The organism is Photobacterium jeanii, assembly GCF_001650345.1.
GTDB classification, from domain to species: Bacteria; Pseudomonadota; Gammaproteobacteria; order Enterobacterales; family Vibrionaceae; genus Photobacterium; species Photobacterium jeanii.
Window position 1 is genome coordinate 1,292,077 of sequence record NZ_LVHF01000012.1, and the last position, 22,651, is coordinate 1,314,727.

General features: G+C 45.9%; 19 protein-coding genes. 13 read left to right on the forward strand and 6 right to left on the reverse strand.

Annotated features, from left to right (window positions below; translation table 11 throughout):
* The first annotated feature begins 41 nt into the window (after window positions 1-41).
* Together pflA and A3K86_RS07140 are read left to right on the forward strand one after the other, a co-directional pair.
* Window positions 42-782, forward strand: coding sequence for a pyruvate formate lyase 1-activating protein (gene pflA, locus A3K86_RS07135; RefSeq protein ID WP_068329793.1), 741 nt, complete (start codon window positions 42-44; stop codon window positions 780-782).
* A gap of 87 nt (window positions 783-869) precedes the next feature.
* Window positions 870-2,114 (forward strand): leucine-rich repeat-containing protein kinase family protein, encoded by a 1,245-nt coding sequence (locus tag A3K86_RS07140; RefSeq protein WP_068329796.1) that lies wholly within the window; start codon window positions 870-872, stop codon window positions 2,112-2,114.
* 102 nt (window positions 2,115-2,216) lie between these two features.
* Here A3K86_RS07140 and A3K86_RS07145 read toward each other — a convergent pair whose 3' ends face one another.
* On the reverse strand, window positions 2,217-3,368 hold the full coding sequence (locus tag A3K86_RS07145; protein WP_068329800.1) for an iron-containing alcohol dehydrogenase: 1,152 nt from the start codon (window positions 3,366-3,368) through the stop codon (window positions 2,217-2,219).
* A gap of 414 nt (window positions 3,369-3,782) precedes the next feature.
* On the opposite strand from A3K86_RS07145, the gene A3K86_RS07150 reads away from it, so the two are divergent.
* On the forward strand, window positions 3,783-5,537 hold the full coding sequence (locus A3K86_RS07150) for a formate--tetrahydrofolate ligase (protein WP_068329803.1): 1,755 nt from the start codon (window positions 3,783-3,785) through the stop codon (window positions 5,535-5,537).
* Between the two features lie 115 nt (window positions 5,538-5,652).
* Here the strand turns inward: A3K86_RS07150 and A3K86_RS07155 are convergent, their stop codons facing one another.
* Window positions 5,653-6,906 carry a NupC/NupG family nucleoside CNT transporter gene (locus tag A3K86_RS07155; protein ID WP_068329806.1) on the reverse strand — a complete coding sequence of 418 codons (1,254 nt, stop codon included), beginning with the start codon at window positions 6,904-6,906 and terminating at the stop codon, window positions 5,653-5,655.
* A gap of 330 nt (window positions 6,907-7,236) precedes the next feature.
* Window positions 7,237-7,890, reverse strand: a complete 654-nt coding sequence (locus tag A3K86_RS07160; RefSeq protein WP_068329809.1) for a hypothetical protein — start codon at window positions 7,888-7,890, stop codon at window positions 7,237-7,239.
* Window positions 7,891-8,101: 211 nt separating this feature from the next.
* On the opposite strand from A3K86_RS07160, the gene A3K86_RS07165 reads away from it, so the two are divergent.
* The 4 genes from A3K86_RS07165 to A3K86_RS07180 all read left to right on the forward strand — a co-directional run bounded on the left by A3K86_RS07165 (window position 8,102) and on the right by A3K86_RS07180 (window position 13,762).
* Window positions 8,102-8,602 carry a YfbU family protein gene (locus A3K86_RS07165; protein ID WP_068329812.1) on the forward strand — a complete coding sequence of 167 codons (501 nt, stop codon included), beginning with the start codon at window positions 8,102-8,104 and terminating at the stop codon, window positions 8,600-8,602.
* A 283-nt stretch (window positions 8,603-8,885) separates the two neighbouring features.
* Window positions 8,886-10,142: an ABC transporter substrate-binding protein gene (locus A3K86_RS07170; protein WP_068329815.1), complete on the forward strand. Its 1,257-nt coding sequence runs from the start codon at window positions 8,886-8,888 to the stop codon at window positions 10,140-10,142.
* The gene (locus tag A3K86_RS07175) at window positions 10,135-12,501 is read left to right on the forward strand and encodes an ATP-binding protein (RefSeq protein ID WP_068329818.1); all 2,367 of its coding nucleotides are present in this window, start codon (window positions 10,135-10,137) and stop codon (window positions 12,499-12,501) included. Before A3K86_RS07170 ends, A3K86_RS07175 begins: the two co-directional genes overlap by 8 nt.
* Window positions 12,485-13,762 carry a sigma-54-dependent transcriptional regulator gene (locus A3K86_RS07180; RefSeq protein ID WP_068329821.1) on the forward strand — a complete coding sequence of 426 codons (1,278 nt, stop codon included), beginning with the start codon at window positions 12,485-12,487 and terminating at the stop codon, window positions 13,760-13,762. Before A3K86_RS07175 ends, A3K86_RS07180 begins: the two co-directional genes overlap by 17 nt.
* 73 nt (window positions 13,763-13,835) lie before the next feature.
* Here A3K86_RS07180 and A3K86_RS07185 read toward each other — a convergent pair whose 3' ends face one another.
* Both A3K86_RS07185 and A3K86_RS07190 read right to left on the reverse strand, forming a co-directional pair.
* The gene (locus tag A3K86_RS07185) at window positions 13,836-14,486 is read right to left on the reverse strand and encodes a DUF2057 domain-containing protein (RefSeq protein ID WP_068329824.1); all 651 of its coding nucleotides are present in this window, start codon (window positions 14,484-14,486) and stop codon (window positions 13,836-13,838) included.
* A gap of 125 nt (window positions 14,487-14,611) precedes the next feature.
* Window positions 14,612-15,679 (reverse strand): porin, encoded by a 1,068-nt coding sequence (locus A3K86_RS07190; RefSeq protein ID WP_068329826.1) that lies wholly within the window; start codon window positions 15,677-15,679, stop codon window positions 14,612-14,614.
* Between the two features lie 428 nt (window positions 15,680-16,107).
* Between A3K86_RS07190 and rlmA the strand changes: the two genes are divergently transcribed.
* From rlmA to A3K86_RS07220, 6 genes are all read left to right on the forward strand, one after another.
* Complete coding sequence (gene rlmA, locus A3K86_RS07195) at window positions 16,108-16,926, forward strand: 23S rRNA (guanine(745)-N(1))-methyltransferase (protein WP_068329829.1); 819 nt, start codon at window positions 16,108-16,110, stop codon at window positions 16,924-16,926.
* A 118-nt stretch (window positions 16,927-17,044) separates the two neighbouring features.
* Window positions 17,045-17,998, forward strand: coding sequence for a ChaN family lipoprotein (locus tag A3K86_RS07200; protein WP_068329837.1), 954 nt, complete (start codon window positions 17,045-17,047; stop codon window positions 17,996-17,998).
* Window positions 17,999-18,570: 572 nt separating this feature from the next.
* Window positions 18,571-19,539 (forward strand): ABC transporter substrate-binding protein, encoded by a 969-nt coding sequence (locus A3K86_RS07205; RefSeq protein WP_068329839.1) that lies wholly within the window; start codon window positions 18,571-18,573, stop codon window positions 19,537-19,539.
* Window positions 19,540-19,647: 108 nt separating this feature from the next.
* Window positions 19,648-20,628 carry an ABC transporter permease gene (locus A3K86_RS07210; RefSeq protein WP_068329841.1) on the forward strand — a complete coding sequence of 327 codons (981 nt, stop codon included), beginning with the start codon at window positions 19,648-19,650 and terminating at the stop codon, window positions 20,626-20,628.
* A 12-nt stretch (window positions 20,629-20,640) separates the two neighbouring features.
* Window positions 20,641-21,435, forward strand: a complete 795-nt coding sequence (locus A3K86_RS07215; RefSeq protein ID WP_068329843.1) for an ABC transporter ATP-binding protein — start codon at window positions 20,641-20,643, stop codon at window positions 21,433-21,435.
* A gap of 157 nt (window positions 21,436-21,592) precedes the next feature.
* Window positions 21,593-21,901, forward strand: a complete 309-nt coding sequence (locus A3K86_RS07220; protein ID WP_068329848.1) for a DUF6172 family protein — start codon at window positions 21,593-21,595, stop codon at window positions 21,899-21,901.
* A 128-nt stretch (window positions 21,902-22,029) separates the two neighbouring features.
* Here the strand turns inward: A3K86_RS07220 and yfbV are convergent, their stop codons facing one another.
* On the reverse strand, window positions 22,030-22,479 hold the full coding sequence (gene yfbV, locus A3K86_RS07225) for a terminus macrodomain insulation protein YfbV (protein WP_068329851.1): 450 nt from the start codon (window positions 22,477-22,479) through the stop codon (window positions 22,030-22,032).
* Window positions 22,480-22,651: the final 172 nt, after the last annotated feature.

Below are 22,651 nucleotides of genomic sequence, written 5' to 3' on the forward strand. Positions count from 1 at the left end.
AATGACAGGTAAAACACGCACCACTGCGGAGAAATAAAGCAATGTCAGTAAAAGGTCGAATCCACTCATTCGAGACCTGTGGAACCGTTGACGGCCCAGGTATTCGTTTCATCGTATTCATGCAAGGCTGCTTGATGCGCTGTCAGTATTGCCACAACCGTGATACTTGGGATTTGCACGATGGTAAAGAAGTCACCGTCGAAGAAATCATGAAAGATGCCACCTCTTACCGTCACTTTATGAAGGCTTCTGGTGGTGGTGTTACCGCATCTGGCGGTGAAGCGATGATGCAACCTGAGTTCGTACGTGACTTCTTCCGTGCAGCAAAAGCAGAAGGTTTGCATACTTGTCTTGATACTAACGGTTACATCCGTAAGCACACCGATGTGATTGATGAAGTGTTAGATGTTGCTGATCTGGTGATGCTAGATCTTAAACAGCTTGATGACTCTATCCACCAAAACTTGGTTGGCGTACCTAATAAGCGCGTACTGGATTTTGCTCGCTACCTACACCAACGCGGTCAAAAAACGTGGATCCGCTACGTAGTTGTTCCAGGTTTTACCGATGACGAACGCTCTGCTCACCTTTTGGGCGAGTTCATCAAAGACATGGATAACATCGAGAAAATTGAGCTGCTACCCTACCACCAACTTGGTGAGCACAAATGGGAAGCAATGGGCTTTGACTACCCACTTACAGGCGTAAGTCCACCGCCAAAAGAAACGATGGAAAAGATCAAAGAGATCCTAACCAGCTACGGCCACAAAGCAATTTACTAATCTGCTACGCGCCTGCCATTCAAATTCAAAGGAGAGCCTCACGCTCTCCTTTTTCATTATTTTAGCGACAACCCCAAAGGCTTTATTTTGCACACTCTTTCTCAGCTAAAATCTGGTGAACTCACTGGGATCACCCGCCTGTCATTAAAAGAGAACCTCACAGAGTTCCCTTTGGAAATTCTGACCCTAGCTGACAGTTTAGAAGTCCTCGACCTTTCCAATAACCAGTTATCAGAATTACCTCAAGCACTTACCCAGCTGAAAAAGCTTAAAATCCTCTTCGCTTCTAATAACCAGTTCACTACCCTGCCTGAAGTACTCGGTGAGATGGAACAATTAGAAATGATTGGCTTTAAAACCAATCAAATCCACACCGTGCCAGCAAACTCACTACCGAAAAAACTACGCTGGTTGATCCTGACCGATAACCAAATCACTCAGCTGCCAGAGTCGCTGGGCGACTGCACTCGGATGCGAAAATTGGCGCTAGCGGGTAACAAACTGACTCACCTGCCTGAGAGTATGTCCCAGCTTCATCAGCTTGAATTACTGCGTATCTCTGCCAACGAAATCAAGCACTGCCCAGAACAACTACTTTCATTGCCTAAACTTGCTTGGTTTGCCTTTGGTGGTAACCCATTTAGTCGCTCTGACATCCAAAATCAGACCGTGCCGCAAATTACTTCTGATAGCTACAAGTTAGAGCAGGTGCTTGGACAAGGTGCTTCTGGGGTGATATCCAAAGCCAAATGGTTAAAACCTCAGGCAGGCTTACCAGCCGATATTGCAGTTAAAGTCTTCAAAGGCGAAGTGACCAGCGATGGTTACCCAGAAGATGAATTACAAGCCTGCTTAAAAGTGGGGAACCACCCAAACTTGGTGCAGTCACTGGCACAGGTAAATGAAAAAGATCACTTAGCGTTGATCATGAATCTGATCCCAGCCCATTACCGCAACCTAGGTTTGCCACCAAGCCTACAGACGTGCACCCGTGATACGTTCAGCGAAGGGTCTAGCTTAAGCATTCATGCAATCGAGAAGATTGTTGCTCAAATGCAAGATGTGTTTAATCACCTGCACGATAATCAGGTATGCCATGGTGATTTATATGCGCACAATACGCTGATTGATGATGATGCCAATATCATCTTCGGTGATTTCGGCGCGGCCACTATGTATCACATGCTAACCGAGCGCCAACAGCAAAAAATCAAACAGATTGAGCAACGCGCGTTGGACCATTTCATCGATGATCTGCTGAGCATCTGTGAGACGCAAGACCAGAACACTGCCCGCTTTTTAAAACTGCAACAACTGGCACTAGCAGCTTAAATGAAAACAAAAGAGGCTCAAGTGAGCCTCTTTTAGTCTTGGAGCTTCGCTATTTACGCGTTGTGCTCCAACCTAATATCTAAAGCAAACACTTTATGACGATTATAGCGCTGTTTGTAAGATTTGACGGCTCACTTCAGGAGTAATATCCCTCTGCTCGCCTAGCGTTGTCATACCATGGGCAACCAATGAATCAACAATCACCTCAGCGGCTGCTTGATCGAGATCCACCTCGCTTAAGCGAACCGGCACGCCCATTTGACTAAAGAAGGCTTCGGTCTTCGCAATGGCTAGATCAATCATCGCATCCTCATCACCTTCATGCAGATCCCAAACACGAGCAGCATATTGTAATAACTTGGCACGTTTTTGCTCACGCTGCACCTTCATCACCGCTGGCAACACAATCGACAAAGTACGTGCGTGATCGATGCCGTAATGCCCCGTCAGTTCATGACCTATCATGTGAGTCGTCCAATCTTGAGGGACACCGACCCCAATCAGGCCATTAAGCGCCATAGTGGCACTCCACATAATATTGGCGCGCACCTCAAGATCACCTGGTGTCGCTAGTGCTTTTGGTCCTTCTTCAATCAGGTTCAGCAGTAAACCTTCAGAGAAACGATCTTGCACCTTTGCGTTCACAGGGTAAGTTAAATACTGCTCCATCACGTGCACAAAGGCATCAACGACCCCGTTAGCCACTTGGCGCTCAGATAGGGTCAGCGTCACTTTAGGATCCAGTACTGCAAATAGCGGGCGTACATGCGGCGAAAGAAAATCAAGCTTCGTCGTACCACGACTGATCACAGCACCAATGTTACTTTCCGACCCCGTTGCAGGCAGCGTTAACACACACGACATCGGCACCGCAGATTTCACTTTGCCTCTTGCCGCTAAAATATCCCAAGGATCGCCGCCTTCATAATGAGCCGCCGCCGCAATAAACTTGGTGCCATCCACTACCGAGCCACCACCAACAGCAAGAATGTAAGTAATGCCTTGTGCTTTTACCTGCTCAACCGCCTTCATCAAGGTGTCATACTGCGGGTTAGGCTCAATACCTGCAAACTCAGTCCAGCTATGATTAGCTAACGCGGCACAAACTTGGTCATAAACGCCATTCTGTTTGATTGAGCCACCACCGTATGTCACTAACACTTTGGCATCTTGAGGAATATTGTTCGCGATTGCTGCAATCTGACCTTCACCAAAGAAAATTTTGGTGGAGTTGTGGAAGTTGAAGTGAAGCATTACTCACGTCCTTTCGTTGTTATATTTTGCTGTAAATAGCATAATATACGCCGCTTAATCACACTAGGACGTGCCAAGCTTCATAAATACCACATAAGTCTCCGCTAACTGCATATTAACTACCCAGTTATTAGCTGACCTACCCATTAAAGATAAGAATAATTTTGTTAGCGACAACACAATTAACAAAATTGAAACACGTGACAACGTCAATTATTTAAAGACTTCTAGCCACCTCTCGGATTTGCCATATTCACAATGTTATAAACCCTAACAACTCAACAACACATATATCGGAATAAAACTGTATAACCGTGATAAAATTGTGGTATAAAACCACCGCAAACGATTGCGTGACCTGCAAAAGCAGTTCAAAGCAGTGCTTCTCCATTGTTTAGAAGGGTATGAGCCAACATGAAAAGCGACATTCAGATTTGCCGCGAAGCCGCACTCACTCCTATTGATCAAATTGCGCTAAACGCGGGTATTGAGCCTCAAGATTTAACGCCGCAAGGCACGCTTAAAGCTAAAGTAAAACCATCAATCCTTAACCGTCTAGCCGACACCCCAGACGGCAAGCAAATCCTTGTAACCGCGATTACTCCAACCCCTCTGGGCGAAGGGAAAACGGTCACCTCTATTGGTTTGGCACAAGGTCTAGCTAAGATCGGTGAAAACGTGATGGCGTGTATTCGTCAACCATCGATGGGACCGGTTTTTGGCGTGAAAGGCGGTGCAGCAGGTGGCGGCTACTCACAAGTAGCACCAATGGAGAAGTTGAACTTGCACCTGACTGGCGATATTCACGCCGTCACAGCGGCTCATAACTTGGCATCGGCTGCTATCGATGCACGTATCTATCATGAAGAGCGCCACGGCTACGATGCCTTTGCAGAAAAAACCGGATTACCAGCGCTGCGCATTGACCGTGAACGCATCGTTTGGAAACGCGTGATGGACCACAACGATCGTGCCCTTCGCATGATCACCGTGGGTAAAAACGAAGAAGGTAAAACCATTAATGGTATCGAGCGTGAAGACGGTTTCGATATCTCAGCCGCTTCTGAGCTAATGGCGATCCTTGCCCTTTCTACCGATTTAGCCGATATGCGTCAACGTATTGGTCGCATCGTGGTGGCATACAACCACAATGGTCAGCCTGTTACCGCAGAAGATCTGCAAGTGGCTGGTGCGATGGCAGTCACCATGGTTGAAGCGATTGAGCCAACCCTAATGCAAACCTTAGAAGGTGTGCCAACTCTGATCCACGCAGGCCCATTTGCTAATATCGCCCACGGTAACTCTTCGATTATTGCCGATCGTATTGCGCTTAAGCTGAGTGATTATACCGTCACTGAAGGTGGTTTCGGCTCTGATATGGGCTTTGAAAAAGCTTGTAACATCAAGGCCCAACAAGCTGGTCGCGGTGCCGATTGTGCTGTCGTAGTTGCTACCCTACGAGGCGTAAAAGCGAACTCTGGTCTATACGACCTACGTCCAGGGCAAGCACTACCAGAAGCTATTTTTGAGCCAGATGAAAAAGCGCTGATAGCGGGTTTTGATAACCTAAAATGGCACATCAACAATGCAGCTAAATACGGTGTACCTGTCGTGGTTGCTATCAACCGCTTCCCACAAGATAGCGATGCAGAGCTTGAGCAGCTGAAAACCATGATCAGCAATGAACAATTCGCGACCTATGTCGATGTTGCGTTGAGCGAAGCCTTCGGTAAAGGCGGTGAAGGTGCTGTTGAGCTCGCTAATGCTGTAGTGAAAGCCTGTCAAACACCAGCCAACTTTAAGCCGTTGTACGACTTATCTCAGCCGCTGGAAGAAAAGCTAATGACAGTGGCTGAAGTGGGTTACGGCTGTCGTGGCGTGGAGCTCTCTGAGCTAGCGAAACAGCAACTTGCCGAGCTAAAAGCGCAAGGGCATGACAACCTAGCAGTATGTATGGCAAAAACACCGCTTTCTATCAGCCATGACCCTAGCCTTAAGGGTGCACCAAGTGACTTTATCGTGCCAATCCGCGAATTGAAGTTGTGTGCTGGTGCTGGCTTTGTTTACGCCTTGTGCGGCAACGTCATGACCATGCCTGGCTTACCAGAAAAGCCGGCCTTCATGGGGCTAGATATTGATGCTGACGGCAACATTATTGGTCTTAGCTAATCGCAGCAATTAACATGTAAACTTTAGTGTCTGAAATATCAAACGCCCGAAGCATGAAACAACAAAGCCACGCAATTGCGTGGCTTTGTTTTAGCTATTCACTTAGCGCTTGATATTACATCGCTAGTGAAATAAATAATCCGGCAACTGTGGCATTGAGTAAGTTTGCCAACGTTGCAGCTACAAGCGATTTCATTCCCAGCTTGGCAATTTCATCGTAACGGGTTTTCGCCATCAATCCCATACAGCCTAGCAATACCGCAATCGAGCCAAAGTTTGCAAAGCCACACAGTGCAAAAGCAATAATGGCTTCAGTGCGCTTATCCAGCACGCCACTTTCAATCATTGGTGCTAGCTGAGAGAAAGCCACGAACTCGTTGATGGTTGTTTTAGTACCAAACAAGGTCGCCATCTGCTGAGCAGCATCGAAATCCCACAAACCTGCGATGTAGGCAAACGGGAGGAACAAGTAGCCAAACAGCAAATCTAGCGATAACCCTTCAAAGCCAAACCAAGTACCGCCCCAGCCAATCAGCGCATTCAGCATCGCAATCAAGCTGATGAAAGCTAATAGCATCGCACCAATATTCAACGCCAACTGCATCCCTTGAAGTGCACCTTGCGCTGCGGCATCAATGATATTAGCCGGCTTTTTCTCTTGCTCAGTTTCAGATTGCGCTGAATCGCAGACCGTTTCAGTTTCTGGGATCAGCAATTTCGCCATCATCAAACCAGCAGGTGCCGCCATAAATGATGCCGCCAATAAGTACTCCAATGGGATCCCCATCTGCGAGTAACCTACCAATACCGAGCCAGCCACCGATGCCATGCCGCCGACCATCACAGCAAAAAGCTCAGAGCGTGTCATACGTGCAATGTATGGACGCACCGTCAGTGGTGCTTCTGAAATTCCCAAGAATATGTTGGCTGTCGCTGAAATAGATTCTGCACGGCTAGTACCTAACGCTTTCGCTAACACTCGACCCAGCGTGCCTACCAAAATCTGCATAATGCCAAGATAGTAAAGGATCGCCACAAACGCAGAGAAGAACACCACCACAGGCAACACACGAAATGCCATGATGAAACCGCCACCAGCAAATAGCTCGAACATCTTGTCCGATACTAAGCCACCAAATAGGAAGCGGATCCCGTCGTTACTGAAGTTAATGATATTTTGCACCGCACCAGAAAACTCCCCTAGTGCTGAGCGACCACCGTCACTGTAAAGCACAATCGCGGCAAAGCTCATTTGAATGGCCAACGCGCCAAGTACAGTGCGCCAGTTAATGTGTGATCGCTTCTCCGATAAAAGATATGCGATAAGGATTAAAGCCAGAATACCGACCAAACCAGAAATCAATTGCATTGTTTTGTCTCAATTTCACCAAGCAGCGTAATGCTGCTCGTTTTATTTCACTGGTGTCATTTATCCCTAACAGGCAGAAATAAATGTACCAATACCAAATGCGCTCGATTTCCTTTTGCTCTCCTTGATCCATGCCTTCCTAGCAATCGATTGCTATGTTTGAGCCAACTCATGTCCACTCAGCTATCGGGGATTAAATGCAATTTTTGAGTTAACGGCGAAAATCGCCGGCGCGGAAGAGTAAGGGGATCGATTTAAGAGTGCAATGCCCGTCATTACGGTTGCAGTGGAAAGCATCAATTTTCACAATAAATGACTAATCTTGCATCATTAGAATTTGTGGGTAGGATCAAAATAATCTCGATCGGCAAAGGTACAAACCCATTGCGGGCGATACACCACTAACAGAGTGATAGTCATCCCATTGAGTAAGGCTTCAGGAAATAAAACGAGCGGTAATAGCTGCAGATAATTGTCGCTAATATAGTGCCAGCTATGGCTACCAACGAACCAGACACCGCATGCAGTAATCAGCAAATTGGCGGCTATCGCCACAGCCCCGTTTAAAAAAGCAGCCACAAAAATATAGACAAACAAATGGCGGGTTAAACAATAATAAGAAAGGAGAAATACGCTATAACTGATTAGCGCGGGGAGAGTCACTGTGGTGAGCAAATATAACCCAGCATTCGACCATGGTACTAATCCAAGCACCACCATACCGAATGCCGGAATAGTGCCAATCACACAAGCCATACGCCAACCGTAGATCAAAGTCAGCGCTGTCATGCCGAGAAAATGAAACGTCAGATCATCACTGATCCCAGCGCGAAGCCGCCACAATAAAAAAAGGATCAACATAGTCGCGAAAATTCTATGTTGATAACTTTTATTGTTACGAAATTGCTCAACAGCACCAATAGGAAAGCTAATACAGAGCACAATGCCCCACCCTATCCATGCTAGCCACTGCACTGTTTCCATTCATAACCCTTCATATTTATCGTGATTCATGCCATCAAGCCCACATTAACTATATGGTTACTTTCTGTTAATGACACAAAAATGCATAAGCTTTCACCATCCTATATTTTTTAACAAAAAAACACGTGCTACATGGGGTCAGATCATGTTTTTTTACATCCAAACTGCTAATCTCAGCCTCAGAAGATAAAAGTATTGAAGGCCTATCAACATGGAAATGACAAACGCACAACGTCTAATTCTATCTAACCAGTATTACCTAATGTCTCAGCTAACTCCTGAGAATGCAGCGAAATACCGTCGCCTACAAACTATCGTAGAACGCGGTTACGGCCTGCAAATGCGTGAGCTAGATAAAGATTTCGGTAACATGTCGGAAGAAGATTGCCGTCAAGTTATTGATTTCATGGAAATGCACCACGCGATGCAAGAATCACACAAAATGCTAAGCGAAGCGGATCAATCACAAGTTGATACTCGCCGTTTGAAGTTCCTAGGTTTTGACGCAGCAACCGAACCTCACCTAGTTCACTACGTGCGTTTCCTGACGGAAGAAGAAGCTCTATACCCTCAATTTGATAAAACAGAGCATCACTTCAACAGCCAAGTGCCTATGCTTGAAAAGTATCAACGCATGCTACAAACATGGCGTAACTGTCCACGTCAATACCACCTATGTGCAACAGAACTACAACAAATTCTGAGCGCTTAATATCCTAGGTGATTGAGCTTAATTGCATAAAAACTGGAGTTCGCTCCAGTTTTTTTGTGATCTTCACCCAGCAATTTTCCCGCCCTGAGTCACAACTAACTCAAACTTATTCGGTTTTATTACAAAATCGCTTTCAAGCTCAAGAATGCAAAAACAGTTTGCTTTTTTAGTATAATCCCACGCAATTAGTCGCTACATTAGTTAGCTCTGTTCCACTTATCTACTATCTACCATCCAGAACCTGAGTCTGTTGCAGATATAAGTTATAAAGAAATCTCATTACATGTGCCGCATACTCATTTTCTTATTATTGTGCCTACCAACCGCTGTGTTGGCCTATAACACGCCTGTTATTGTTTTAACGACCTTTGAGCCCAGCGCCCTCGAAAAACTGGTCGAAAAATACCAAGCACAATACCCTAATGTCGCACTACGGGTCTTGCATCGCCATGAAGATGCCGCACAGCGTCTGCTCAATGACCCAAACCACGATATCGACGTGGTTATTTCGTCATCGCTTTCTCTTTTTAGCTCGCTCCAACAAAAAAAACAGCTAAAGCAGTTGCCGACAATCAATAAAGAGTACGCCTCTCAACAAGCAAAAGTCATCTTAAAGCAGTTTGACAAACAATTAGCGCTGTTAGGCTATTCCAGCTACGGCTTTATGTGGAACCAACGTTATTTAGAAAAGCATAATCTCGATCGACCAAGTAGCTGGCAAAGCCTGACGCACCCTCAATATTTCCGTCATATCGTGATGGCAGCCCCTTCACGGTCTGTGTTTAGCCATTACATGATAGAGAGCATACTGCAACAATACGGATGGGATGATGGTTGGCATTTGTTGTATCAACTCAGTGGCAACTTAGCGTCAGTCTCGATGTTAAGTGCGACCGATGATATTTCACGCGGGCGAGCAGGCATCGCCCCTGTCGCCGATATCATGGCATATCGTTCGCAGCAGCCATTCCCATTCATTGGGTTTAGCTACCAACCAAACAGCCCAGTGATCCCGGCTTTTATGGCGAGTATTGAGAACCGCCATAACGCTGCTAATAGTGCAAAATTTATCAGCTTTCTCGAGTCTGTGATGACGCAGATGCTACACAATATCAACTCGCACTACAGTTATGTCTTGCGCCAAGCAAGAGATCAACGTGCCCTCGGACAACAGCTGGATTTTGCCTTACTCAATAAACGCAGTGCAGTGATCAAAAAGCTCTACACCCATAGCGTGAGCCACACACTCGCACTCCACAATAAAGCGTGGAAACTGATCCATGATGTCAGTAACTATCCGTTCCTGACGCCAGAGCAACGACAAAATATCGATAAAGCCATCAAGCTGGCAACCACACCACCGCTGACCGAGCAGCAAGCGATGACAATTTCAGCCAATGTCAAAGCCAGACCCAATATAGATGTCCAAAGTTATAACGACGGTAATCCTTGGTGCGTGAGAATGCATAACCAGCTAACTGAAGCGATCAAAATAACCGAACAGATCGTGATGGACTATGAGGCCAAGACGTATGGTTAACGTGAATACCATCGGCAACCGCCTTATTTTTGCCATTGGCTTTATGGCACTACTGACCGTTGGTGTGAGTGGTGTGGCGGTATACAACTGGGAAACCCTTGACGATCACATCGAAGAAATCGTCACTATCAATATGCCAACGCTGCGCTCAAGTTACCAATTAGAGCGTAATACTGCAGGCTTACAAGCAGCGCTGAACCAAATCAGCATGAATACGGATCCGGTGATCCACCATGAACTGCAACAAAAAATCACCGCCAAGCTTCTGCTGATCAATCTGGCAATCAAAGACACGGTCAGCATGGAAGAGTACGCCGCGATCCTCAATACCCAGCAAGGGCTTGCTGAAACCTTGCAGAACTACACTAACGAGCTTGAGAAGCGAAACCAGCAGCTCGACACCTTGTCACAAATTGAAAATAACATTCACTGGGTACACCAAGATCTCATCAACGAGCTACCATTGTTGCAGCAAGAGGTCGAGTGGCAACTTACCCGAATGCTACCTAATATCATCGACACCAATGCCATCATTGATGTCATGACCGAGTTCTCACTGATCCAATCAATTACGGTTAAAGAAAACGAACTCCACCAGCTCGCACAAGAAATTATTCTGCAGCATCACAACCGCGATCTCAGCAATGCGTTTTACTTTATCGGCTACAAAATTGCCGAAGTACAAACCATGAGTGAACAACTCAGCCACTACCCTTCCACCTCGACCTATCGCGAACGGCTCAGCGATTTGATCAAGGTGGTTGCCCCAAGTGGCCCGTTAGAGCAGCAGCTAAAGCAAAACGCTGAAATTTACCGGGTGATCATCCAGCACGAGGCCGAAATTCAGCAACGACTTGCCAAGCAAGAAGCTTTGATCCAAAAAATGGTAACGGCAGCCGATGACAACCTGATCAATCTTAACGAGCAAACTCGTAAAGCGATTATCATCAGTAACTTATTCTTACTGGGTGCAGTCTGTTTGGCGATTGTGCTGACCATTATTTTGTCGATTTACTTAGTCGGTCGCGGAATTGTGAAACGCCTCAATACCTTGAGCCGCGATCTACATGAAGTCACTAAGGGTAACCTTGATGCTGAGATCCAAGTTTCCGGCAAAGATGAGATTGGTTTAATAGGCCAAAACCTGCGCCAATTCTGCCATCAAATGAAAGAGATGGAGCGAACCAACGCCCTTAACTTAATCAACAATACTCAAGCCAGTATCATCACGTGCGATCTGACAGGGCAAGTGGAGTCTGTGAACTCCAGTGCGCTTCATTTATTCCAGCACAAACCGACCGACAGTGAACCTATTGTTATCTGGCAATTGTTTAATAGCACCATAGATTCACGCCTTGAGTCACTCTTTCATGACAATAGCCCGCTGCTAGAAAATGGCGCATGTAACCTGACGCTCAAGCATTTCCATAACCAAGAACACTTGTATCTCCGCCTTGATTTCCGCCTATTCCAACAAGGTAATACCGATAAAGTCATCATCACTATGACTGATATTACCGAGCAAGAAAAAGCCGCCCGTTGGTTAGAAAGTATCGTATATGAAAAGACCGAATCCCTGACCAACCGTAACCGCCAATTACGTGAAGAGATCGAAGATCGTAAACGGATCGAGCAAGATTTACGTGCGACACAAGATGAATTGATCCAAGCAGCCAAAATGGCAGTGGTCGGTCAAACTATGACATCACTCGCACATGAGTTAAATCAGCCACTGTCAGCAATATCGACTCATGTTTTTGCGACTAAAATGGCAGTGAAGAAAAATAAGCTCAATAAATTACCGACCAATTTAGAAAAAATAGAAGGGCTAACCTCGCGTATGGGGCGTATTATCGCCAGCCTTCGTAACTTCTCGAAGAAGCAATCGGCTGATAACCCATTAAGCCCAATCGCAGTCCGAGACTCTGTCGAACAAGCGATGCAGATTGTCGAAGGTCGAGCTCGGGTTCAACAAACCCAAATTGAAAATGCTATCGATCCTAACTTGCTGATCCTTGCTGACGATGTGCAGTTTGAGCAAGTTCTAGTGAATTTACTCGTGAATAGTTGTGATGCCGTCGCTAGCAATGAGCCGCGTCATATCAAAGTACATTCACTACCACCGAACCCACACACCATCATGATCGCGGTTAGTGACACCGGCGGTGGCTTTGACGCTGTCATGATGAAAAAACTGTTTACGCCATTTACAACAACAAAAGATGTGGGACTTGGCTTAGGCTTAAGCATTTGTCGCTCAATTCTGACCCGATTTGGGGGAAGCATTTCTCTTGCATCCAATTTAGATCAGGGTGCAATGGTGATACTGGAGTTACCAAAACATGAAAATAACCAATGATACTCAAGTGCTGGTCATTGATGATGACCAAGATGTCGTTGAGGCATACCAAGACTTATTAGAGATAGCCGGTTATAGCGCCCTTGCAGTTACAGATCCAACCAAAGCAGTGGATATGCTGCATAAAGACTGGGCGGGTGTCGTGGTCACCGATATCTATATGCCGGGATTAAGCGGTATCGAACTGCTTGATCAGATCAAACAGCTTGACCATGAATTACCTGTCATCATGATCACAGGTCATGGTGATATTCCAATGGCTGTCGATGCAGTTAAAAAAGGTGCAGTGGACTTTCTGCAAAAGCCACTTCAACCAGAACAATTATTGGAGCTGCTAGAGAGATTCCTGCCTCAACGCCAGCAAGTGATTGCTCAACGCCTTACGCTATTAAAAGGGGCGAGTAACGTCTTGCTGGGTGATAGCCCATTGATCTGTAAGATCCGAGATCAAGTTGCGGAAACCGCACCAACATTAAAAGACGTACTGATCGAAGGTTGTCCGGGAACGGGTCGCAGTACCGTAGCGCGCCTTCTTCACGACAGTAGCCAAATTCGTCAAGGCCCTTACGCCACTTTACGCGGTAGCGATGTGAGTACGACGCCGGATCTGCAACGCAGTATGATCTCAGCTCGTAGCGGGTCACTGTGTTTACACAACCCGCAAGACATGCCAAAAGAAACGCAAAAGTGGTTATGTCGATTCCTACTGGAGCAAGAGCGTCAGGGTAAAAAAGAAGTTCGTGTACTGGCAGTAACCGATGGTGGCTCGGAGCAACAAGTTGAAACCGAAGCCTTCTTACCTGAGCTGTTTTACTTCCTCAGTCAGGTACGTATTTCACTCCCAACGGTACAGCAACGCACCTGTGATATCGCCCCACTGTTTAAGCACTTCTTAAAACAGAGCTGCTTAACTTTGAAAAAGCCGGTGCCAGCTGTTGATAAAGCATATATCAACACCTTAAATCGCCACGAGTGGACGGGTAACGTGCTTGAGATTAAAAATGTTGCCGAGCTGTACGCGATTGGGATTGTGAAACTTGCAGGTCAAGAGCGCACGAAACCGCTTGAACAAATGAGTAGCCCGTTAGATGACTTGGTGGATAACTACGAAAAGCAAGTGATTGAAGATGCCTTGTACTTGTTTGCCGGGCGAATAAATGAAGTTTCCAGCTACCTGCAGATCCCACGCAAAAAGCTGTATCTTCGAATGAAAAAGCACAACCTTGATAAAGCAGAATACAAAGTAAGACCAACAAACTAAGTTGTTATTTTGTTTGCTTATAAAGTACAAAGCCCAGTTCATTGGAACTGGGCTTTGTTATTTTATACTGCGCTTACAGGCCAAGTGCCCATCGCATAAACTCTTTACGACGTTGTTCGTCAGCACCTCGATACAACTCACGTAACAATGCATCGGCTTGAGCTGGCGTTAGTTTACTGACGTTAATCGCACTTGCTGATGAAATAACAGCTTTGCCATTATCTCCAGCTGCTGTTGCAGATAGCTCAGGGGCAGCCACAGAAGAACCGATTTGAGCCGCCAACAAGGTATGATAGTTAGCTGTAATTGGTGAGCCTTCAAAAGGAACGAGTTCAGACTCATGCTCCACTGGATTCCCTTTCGCATCAATCAAAGTAAAAGTAGGCTTTTGAGCAAACGCTTTTACTTCACGCTGAGTATCAACACGCGGTGGTTTTAAGGTGATCACATCACCATCAATAGCATAAAAACTCACTAAAATAGGCTGCGAACTAACGTACCCCAATGATTGAGCTGTCGAATGTGGGTTAGTAGGACTATCAAAACGCACCAACAAATGCTGCTCACCCTCTGGTAGTACTACTTCTTTTTGCGCTTTTTTAAGTTTGACTTGCTGCGTTGCCAAAATTTCAAAATTGCTTGGTACTTTAATCTTCACATCAGCCCAAGCAGACTGAGCAACCAACAAAACAGGTAATACTGATGCAAGCAGCGTCTTTTTCATTCCTTATCCCTTAAATATTTTTATGTCGTATTCCACAGCAAACATCACTTATAGAGGAAAGCCAGCGCTTTCACGCTGGCTTGTCTTATAAAGGATTCATGCAGTATTTCTGATTACGGGTTCAATTAGAACTCGTAGCGTAGACCTAAGTGGTAGTAATCTTGGTTTAGATCGTACTTAGCATTGCTTGCTTTAGACTTATCTTCACCATCACGTTTCACGTAGCTAGTGAAGATAGAAGAACGATCAGTCAGTTTGTACTGAACTTCAGCAGTCCAGTCTTTCATTGTGCGATCTGTTGTTGAACCAGTTTTCGCTTTATAGTCACGGTAACCACCGCGAACAACCCAATCGTTTTGGAAATCGTAAACCGCTGTTAGCTCGTAACCTTTATCTTTAGTTGCGTCGCTATTGCCTTTGTAAGACAGTTTGTCTTCAGAGTAAACCGCGCCTAGCATTAGGTCATTAAAGTAGTAACGCGTACCGATAGTCCAGAAATCGTTCTTATCTAGGTTTTGCTGAGCCGCATCTTTTACATTGTCTTCAGCAGTGTTACGTTGGTAACCCACAACTGGTGCTAGTTTACCCGCGTTACCCATATCGAAAGTGTAACGAGCCGCTACGTTGTAGCCGTTTTTCAGACGATCGTTACCAATGATGTATGCTGCAGACACGTCTAGGTCACCGAAAGTACCTTGGTACTGTAGGGTGTCATCTTGACGGAAAACTTGAGTTGCGTTGCTGTTAATTACACTAGCTTGGCTTGCTAGGTTAACGTCAGACGCTGCGAATACATCGGCAATGTCAGTTGCCATGATTAGACCTGAAGCAACACGACCGAAAGTCACTTTACCGATGTTACCCATGTCAACACCAGCCCACACGTAACGAGCGGTGAAGCTGTCGTTACCTGCGTTTGCGCCTTCAGCTGCACCGATTTGGTACTCAGCCCAACCGATTACAGACATTTGATCATTAATAGTTTGTGCGCCACCGAAACCAAGACGGTTATCGAAGCGACCACGTGCGTTACCGTCTGCGTTATCACCACCAGTACGGTTAGTCATGCTAAAACCAAGACGACCGAACACATCTACCTGTGAGCCATCTTCAGCTTGGTAAACGGTTGCTGCTTGAGCAGTACCTGCAACAAGCATTGCAGGAAGTAGTGCTGCTAGAAGTGTTTTTTTCATTTTCTGAGTCCTAATCTTTTTATTGGTTATCCCTATCTGACATGTTCATATCCAGTGTTCCATCGAACAAATCAGATAATTTTGCTTTTCTTCCTTGAATGGCAGCAGAACCCTAAACGCTGCCAAATTCCCTATAAAAGCACGGGTATTTACACATTTTTGGAGCAAAAAAAGCAGGGTATTTATGTCTTTATCAGTACAATAACCACTCGCATTTGCCAATTACGATAGACATTTAAGCTGAATCACTCCTGAATAAAAACAGCGTTGTTTTGTATTTTGAAATAATTATTATTGTTTGTGATTATGATCGTATTTCTGATTCCAGATATGCAGCTTGTTACGCATTTTTGTGCTTTGCGCAGCCAGTTGAAGGGATATAGAGAGAGGATTACAATAGAGGTCTCATTTTTATCTTGGTCAATCCCATGCCTTATCAATGCCCTCTTTGCCATCAAAGCCTGAACACTACCACTCATTCTTGGCACTGCGAGAATAATCATCAGTTTGATCTCGCCAAAGAAGGCTACGTCAACCTAATGCCAGCTCACCACAAAAGTTCTAAAAATCCCGGTGATAACAAAGAAATGATGCAAGCCCGTCGTTTCTTCTTAAATAGCGATCATTACGAAACCTTACGTCAAAATGTGGTTTCTGCACTTCGTGAGCATATGGTTTCAAGTGCAACAGATCTTTTAGATATCGGTTGTGGTGAAGGCTACTACACCTCCGCTTTTACTGAGCTGAACGACCAGCACCCTGAATTTCAGGTACATGGCTTAGATATATCAAAAGTGGCAGTCCGTTATGCTGCTAAGCGTGCCAAAGACTGTCAATTTAGCGTTGCTTCAAGCCACCGTCTTCCGTTTGCAGAACAATCCCTTGATGCAATTGTTCGCATTTACGCCCCTTGTAAACCCAATGAGCTTCAACGTGTTATCAAGGAAAATGGCATCTTAGTGACGGTTACCCCTGCTGCGCGACATTTATATCAATTACGCGAGCTAATTTATGATGAGGTTCGCCTTCATGACATTGCTCCAGAGCATATTGAAGGCTTCGAGTTGGTTAAAGATCAGCATTTACTTTACAGCATGAAATTAAATGGTGAGGAAGCAACAGCCTTGATGCAAATGACGCCGTTTGCATGGCGCACTTCAGAAGCAGTGTGGCAACAATTGGCACAAGCGAATGACTTTGAATGTGAAGCCGACTTCGCGATTCGCGTATACCGTAAAACAAAATAACCACCGCAAGTGAAATTGATTCTCAATAACCATTGAGAATCAATTTCAACTACTCTATTATCCCGCCTTTCTTCTACAGTTAAACAACATATTATCGTGTTGAGGTTTGGGAATTTTCATGAAAAAGTGGCTTTCACTTGGCTGCCTTAGCTTACTGATGGGCTGTACTAGCCAATCCGCTCCTGTTGCCAGCTCTCTCTCTAGTGCACCAACGTTTTACGATTACACTATTCGCTCCCCTCAAGGTGAGGTGCTTTCTGTTACACAACTGGCTGACGCAGTAAAAGATGCGGATATTGTATTAGTCGGCGAATGGCACGGTCATCCAGCTGCCCACTTATTGCAAGCACAGCTACTCGCAGCCATGTATAGCAACAACTCAAACATTGCGCTTTCAATGGAACAGTTTACTCGTGACAAACAAACTGTGGTTGATGATTATTTACAAGGGAAGTTAGGAGAAGCTGAGCTGAAAAAGCAAGGCAATGCTTGGCCTAACTACACTTCTGACTACCGCCCACTGGTTGAGTTTGCCAAAGCCAATAAGCTGGATGTGATTGCAGCCAATGCGCCAAAGCCTATCGTGCGCTGTATTGGTAAATTTGGTGGCGACTATTTAGCGAAGCTTCCAGCCAATGAGCGCGCGTGGGTTGCAGACTCATTAACGCTGAGCAAAGACGCGTATCAAGAAAAATTCATTCGCTCAATGCACCACGGTAACGAAGCCAAAACCTTACGTCAGTTTGCCGCGCAAACCGCATGGGATGATACGATGGCAGAAAGTATGGTGAACTACCTTGCTAACCATCCAAACACTCAGATTTTGCATACTGCCGGGTTGTTCCACGTTGCAGAAGGCTTAGGCACCGCTTCACGCATTGCCTCACGCAATCCGAAACTGAAGGTCGTCATGGTGACACCTATTAATGCTGATTCACCACTCGACGGTAATGCACCTGACTACCAAGTCGAAATGATGGCGCTACCAAAGCAATACCACAGCAAAGAAGCCATGATGGCAGCAATGGGAAAAATTCACGGACGTAATAAAACATTGCAATGCTATGAGTAGCTCTAGGTAGCATCGGTATCAGCCAATCAGGATAAGTGGCGCTCAGAATGCGATAGCTACGCTTATTCTGGTTGGTAGTTGGAACGGTAGAAGAGTAACTGAATATTGAATTGAGCCCCATCGGCGGCCAAGCTTTTTACTTCTTTCGAGAAAGAAATACTGGGGCTCTGGGAGAGATACAGCCTGTATCTCAGGAGCACGATAACACTCTCCATCCTAGAAAGTTTATGCGTCCATACGCGCCATTATGGTTTTCTTTGCTGTCATTTCCCTGAACAAATTCGGGAATATCATTACCACCAACGTCGTTATTCTAATTAAGAATGATATATCAGACCTCGCTCACAATTCGGTCAATAAACACATTCAAAACTTTCATAATAAAACCTTCAACTAAACTTGCCCTCCTCAGCAGCATATTAATTGCAAGCCATGTTGCACTACTGTTAAAATTTAGATGTTTTTTCTGGCTCAGTTGCGCTAAAACATTGTACCAAGAAGCCCAAAATGACTAGGGGATCCTACGTCACTCTGCGCATCAATAAGGACATGGACACCGCAAGGAGCACTCAATGAAAACAACAAAACTCTTTACCGCCGCCTGTATCGCCGCCTCTCTGATGGCAACCTCATCACTCGCCCTCGCCGAGACAGCGCGCGTCGCCGTATCACAAATTGTTGAACACCCCGCTTTAGATGCCGCGCGCCAAGGCTTACTCGATGGTCTAAAACAAAAAGGTTATATCGAAGGCGAGAACCTTGAATTCACTTACCAAACAGCACAGGGCAACCCAGCTATTGCGGTACAAATAGCGAAACAGCTCGTCGGGGAAAAGCCTGATGTCCTCGTGGGCATTGCAACGCCAACAGCCCAAGCACTGGCAGCCTCTACCCGCTCTATTCCTGTGGTGTTTACAGCCGTCACCGATCCGCTCGGTGCTAAGCTGGTTAAAAATATGGATAAGCCAGCCCGTAACGTAACTGGGCTGTCAGATCTCTCCCCCGTGGCGCAGCATGTTGATCTCATGCAAGAGCTGGTTCCTGATATGAAAAGTATCGGTGTGGTCTTTAACCCTGGTGAAGCCAATGCAGTCGCGCTGGTTGAGCTTCTAAAAGCGGCAGCGGAAGCGAAAGGCTTTACGGTGGTAGAAGGGACCGCGCTAAAGAGTGCTGATGTCCAATCCGCAGCTCAAATTGTCGCAGCTAAAGCCGATGTCATTTATGCCCCAACCGATAACACTGTGGCGAGTGCCATCGATGGCCTCGTTAATGCAGCGAACCAAGCCAATAAACCGATTGTCGGCGCTTCAACCACCTATATTGAAAACGGCGTTCTGGCTGCTTTAGGCTTTGACTACTACCAAGTTGGCGTGCAAACCGCTGATTACGTCGAAGCCCTACTCAAAGGACAAAGCGTTGCTTCACTGCCAGTAAAAGTAGCCAAAGGCTCGGATTTAGCATTGAACAAAGCGGCGGCAAAAAAGTTAGGGCTAACCTTCCCTACCTCTGCCCTCAACCGAGCAACCTCAATCAAAGAGTAAGCATTTAGGAACGGACCTCAATGCGGGTGAGCGCCATGACTGATACAACACATTGTAAAATCTAAGTCACAGGCAGTCTCACCCGCAAAGAAAGACAAGGAGCAGTTGATGTCTTTTTTCGCATTTATTGGCACATTGGAAATTGGCTTGGTATACGGTTTGGTCGCTTTGGGCGTCTACCTTACCTTCCGGGTGTTAGATTTCCCCGATCTTACGGTAGATGGCAGTTTTCCCATGGGCGCAGCCGTTGCAGCCACCGCAATTGTGGCAGGGGTTAACCCTTGGTTAGCAACAGCACTGGCCATTTTCGCAGGCGGATTGTGTGGTTTAATGACAGGTTTTCTCGCCATTCGTTGTGGGATCTTACACCTGCTTGCCAGTATCCTCACCATGATCGCTGCTTTCTCGATTAACATTCGTATTATGGGACGCCCCAACCTTGCCCTGCTCGGTGAAGATACCATTTTTACCCCGCTAGAATTTGCCGCCATGGATTACGGCTTTGATTCAGGGGTCATCCGACTATTAATGGTAGCCCTGCTGGTGATATTCAGTGCTTGGTTTGTGGTGCGCCTACTTGCGAGTGATTTTGGGCTCGGGCTTCGTGCAACAGGGGTAAATAGCCGTATGGTTAGCGCCCAAGGCGGTAATACTGCGCTTTACACCTACTTTGGATTGGCACTCTCGAACGGTTTTGTTGGATTCTCTGGCGCGCTTTTTGCCCAAACCAATAGCTTTGCCGATGTCACATCAGGGGTTGGTACTATCGTTGTCGGCTTAGCCGCTGTGATTTTAGGACAAACCCTGATCCCAGGGCGAAAAATTTGGGTCGCAGTGGTTGCCGTCATTCTCGGCTCGGTTCTCTATCGCTTAGCGGTCGCCTTTGCACTGAGTAGCGGCATGTTTGGCTTACAAGCCTCTGACTTGAACCTTATCACGGCCGTATTAGTCGCTATCGCGCTGATCGCCCCCAAAATGAAAGCCTCTTTTCAAAAAAAGAAGCCCAAAGGCAAGTTAAAAAACAAACAGCAAAACGACCCAAGTAACAAAAGTGCGAAAACGCCGTCCACCCACAAGAACTTAGCCTGATCGGAGGTCAACATGATTGAACTAAACGACATTCGCGTTACCTTCAATGAAGGAACCATTCTAGAAAACCCCGCCCTTCGAGGCGTATCGCTAGCGGTACCTGAAAAGCAATTTGTTACCGTGATTGGTTCTAACGGCGCAGGTAAATCAACCTTACTCGGCGCGATCAGTGGGGAAACACCAATGAGTGACGGTCAAGTGCTGATCGATGATATTGATGTCACTCATCACGCCGTCCATGAGCGCGCACGTTATGCCGCGCGAGTATTCCAAGATCCCTTAGCTGGCACTTGCGGCTCTCTCACCATCGAAGAAAACATGGCATTAGCCTACAAGCGCGGAAGCAAACGCAGCTGGAAACATGCACTTTCAGGTCAACGGAAAAAGTTGTTCCAAGAGCGGATCAGCATTTTAGGGCTAGGGTTAGAAGATCGTTTGGGCGATCACATTGGCCTACTGTCTGGCGGTCAACGTCAAGCTGTCAGCTTGGTGATGGCAACTTTAGCAGACAGTAAATTACTGCTGCTGGATGAACACACCGCCGCCCTCGACCCTCGCATGGCGGCCTTCGTTCTTGAGCTCACCAATAAAGTCGTGACCGAATTCGATCTCACGGTACTCATGGTCACTCATTCGATGAAAGATGCTTTAGCTTACGGTGACCGCACCGTCATGCTTCACCAAGGACAAGTCGTTTTAGACGTTGCAGGGCAAGAGCGAGAAGGTATGCAAGTCAAAGAACTACTTGAGATGTTTAGTAAAGTGCGTGGCGAAGAATTAGCTGACGACAGCCTACTACTCAATTAACCTCATCGAAATATCACTGCATTTTCAAACAACTTTCCCCCACTCATTCGATAAACACGTTGAGTGGGGGAGGTTTTTCCCATCGCCTCGCAAGCGGATTTGAAGTAAAATGTGATCAACGCCTGCTTTGCAGTGCCTCTAAATATCTAGGAAACCAATGAAAAAAACATTTGCTTTAACTCACCCAAAGAAAGCCGTACCACGTGTTGTTGAGGCGGTAAAATACGAAATTAAAAAATACCTAAAGCGTGAAAACCGTAAAGCGCTACCTCAAGGTGCGGATTACTGGGACTTTGATTGTAAATACGGTCACACAGAGCAAGAAGCAAAAGTGATCCACGTTAAAGAAATCAACAAATGCCTAGATGAAGCAGAGAAGCTAGAACTCACTTCTTGCTACATCGAAATTTTGGCTAAACCAGCAACACGCGTTAAGCGTCAACCGCTGGAAGACGACGAGTTTTAATCAACTTTTTAAAAAAGTTTGATAAAACCCAAATACAAAAAAAGCCCACTAATTGGGCTTTTTTGCTATCTGCTATCTGCTATCTGGCAGAATCAGTTCAACATACACACACCATCAAGTGCCGGCGCTCAAAACCAACGTTCAAGTGATGTTTGATCTAACTGTTTAAATGCACGATTAAGCACTTGTGCCAGTTCTAAGTAACGCGGCTTGGCTTTTACTGGTTGTAATGCCCCACCTTCGCTGATCACTTTTTCATGGATCTCACGATACCAACTCGCCAATGACGGTGGTAAATCTGTACGGCTGCGACGACCTAACCACAATAACCCTTGCAGCGGCATGCTGATCGCAAATAGCGCTACCACCATAGCTTGTGGCAATGCATCGTAATTATTAAACGCCATTTGGCTAAGTACACTCAGTACAGCGACCGCAGGCATCACTCGAATCGCGAACTGGGTCGCCTTAATGTAGCGTTGTTCTGGGAACATCGGCGCCAGCTCTTTTCGCATCGGCCATATAGCCATGTAATCCTGCCCATGACGAAACAGCGACCAGATCGATTTTTGATTCATAAAACACCAACATTCAAAAATTAGTACAATAATTCAAATTCTGTGACAATAAACTTGATTCAAATTAAACTTTTCTAAAAATCTTTTTGTTATATTGCGTAACAATCGCTATCCTACGCACGTCTCAATTAATTGTTGCTTGTAATCTTCATTATGGCAACTAAGAGATGAC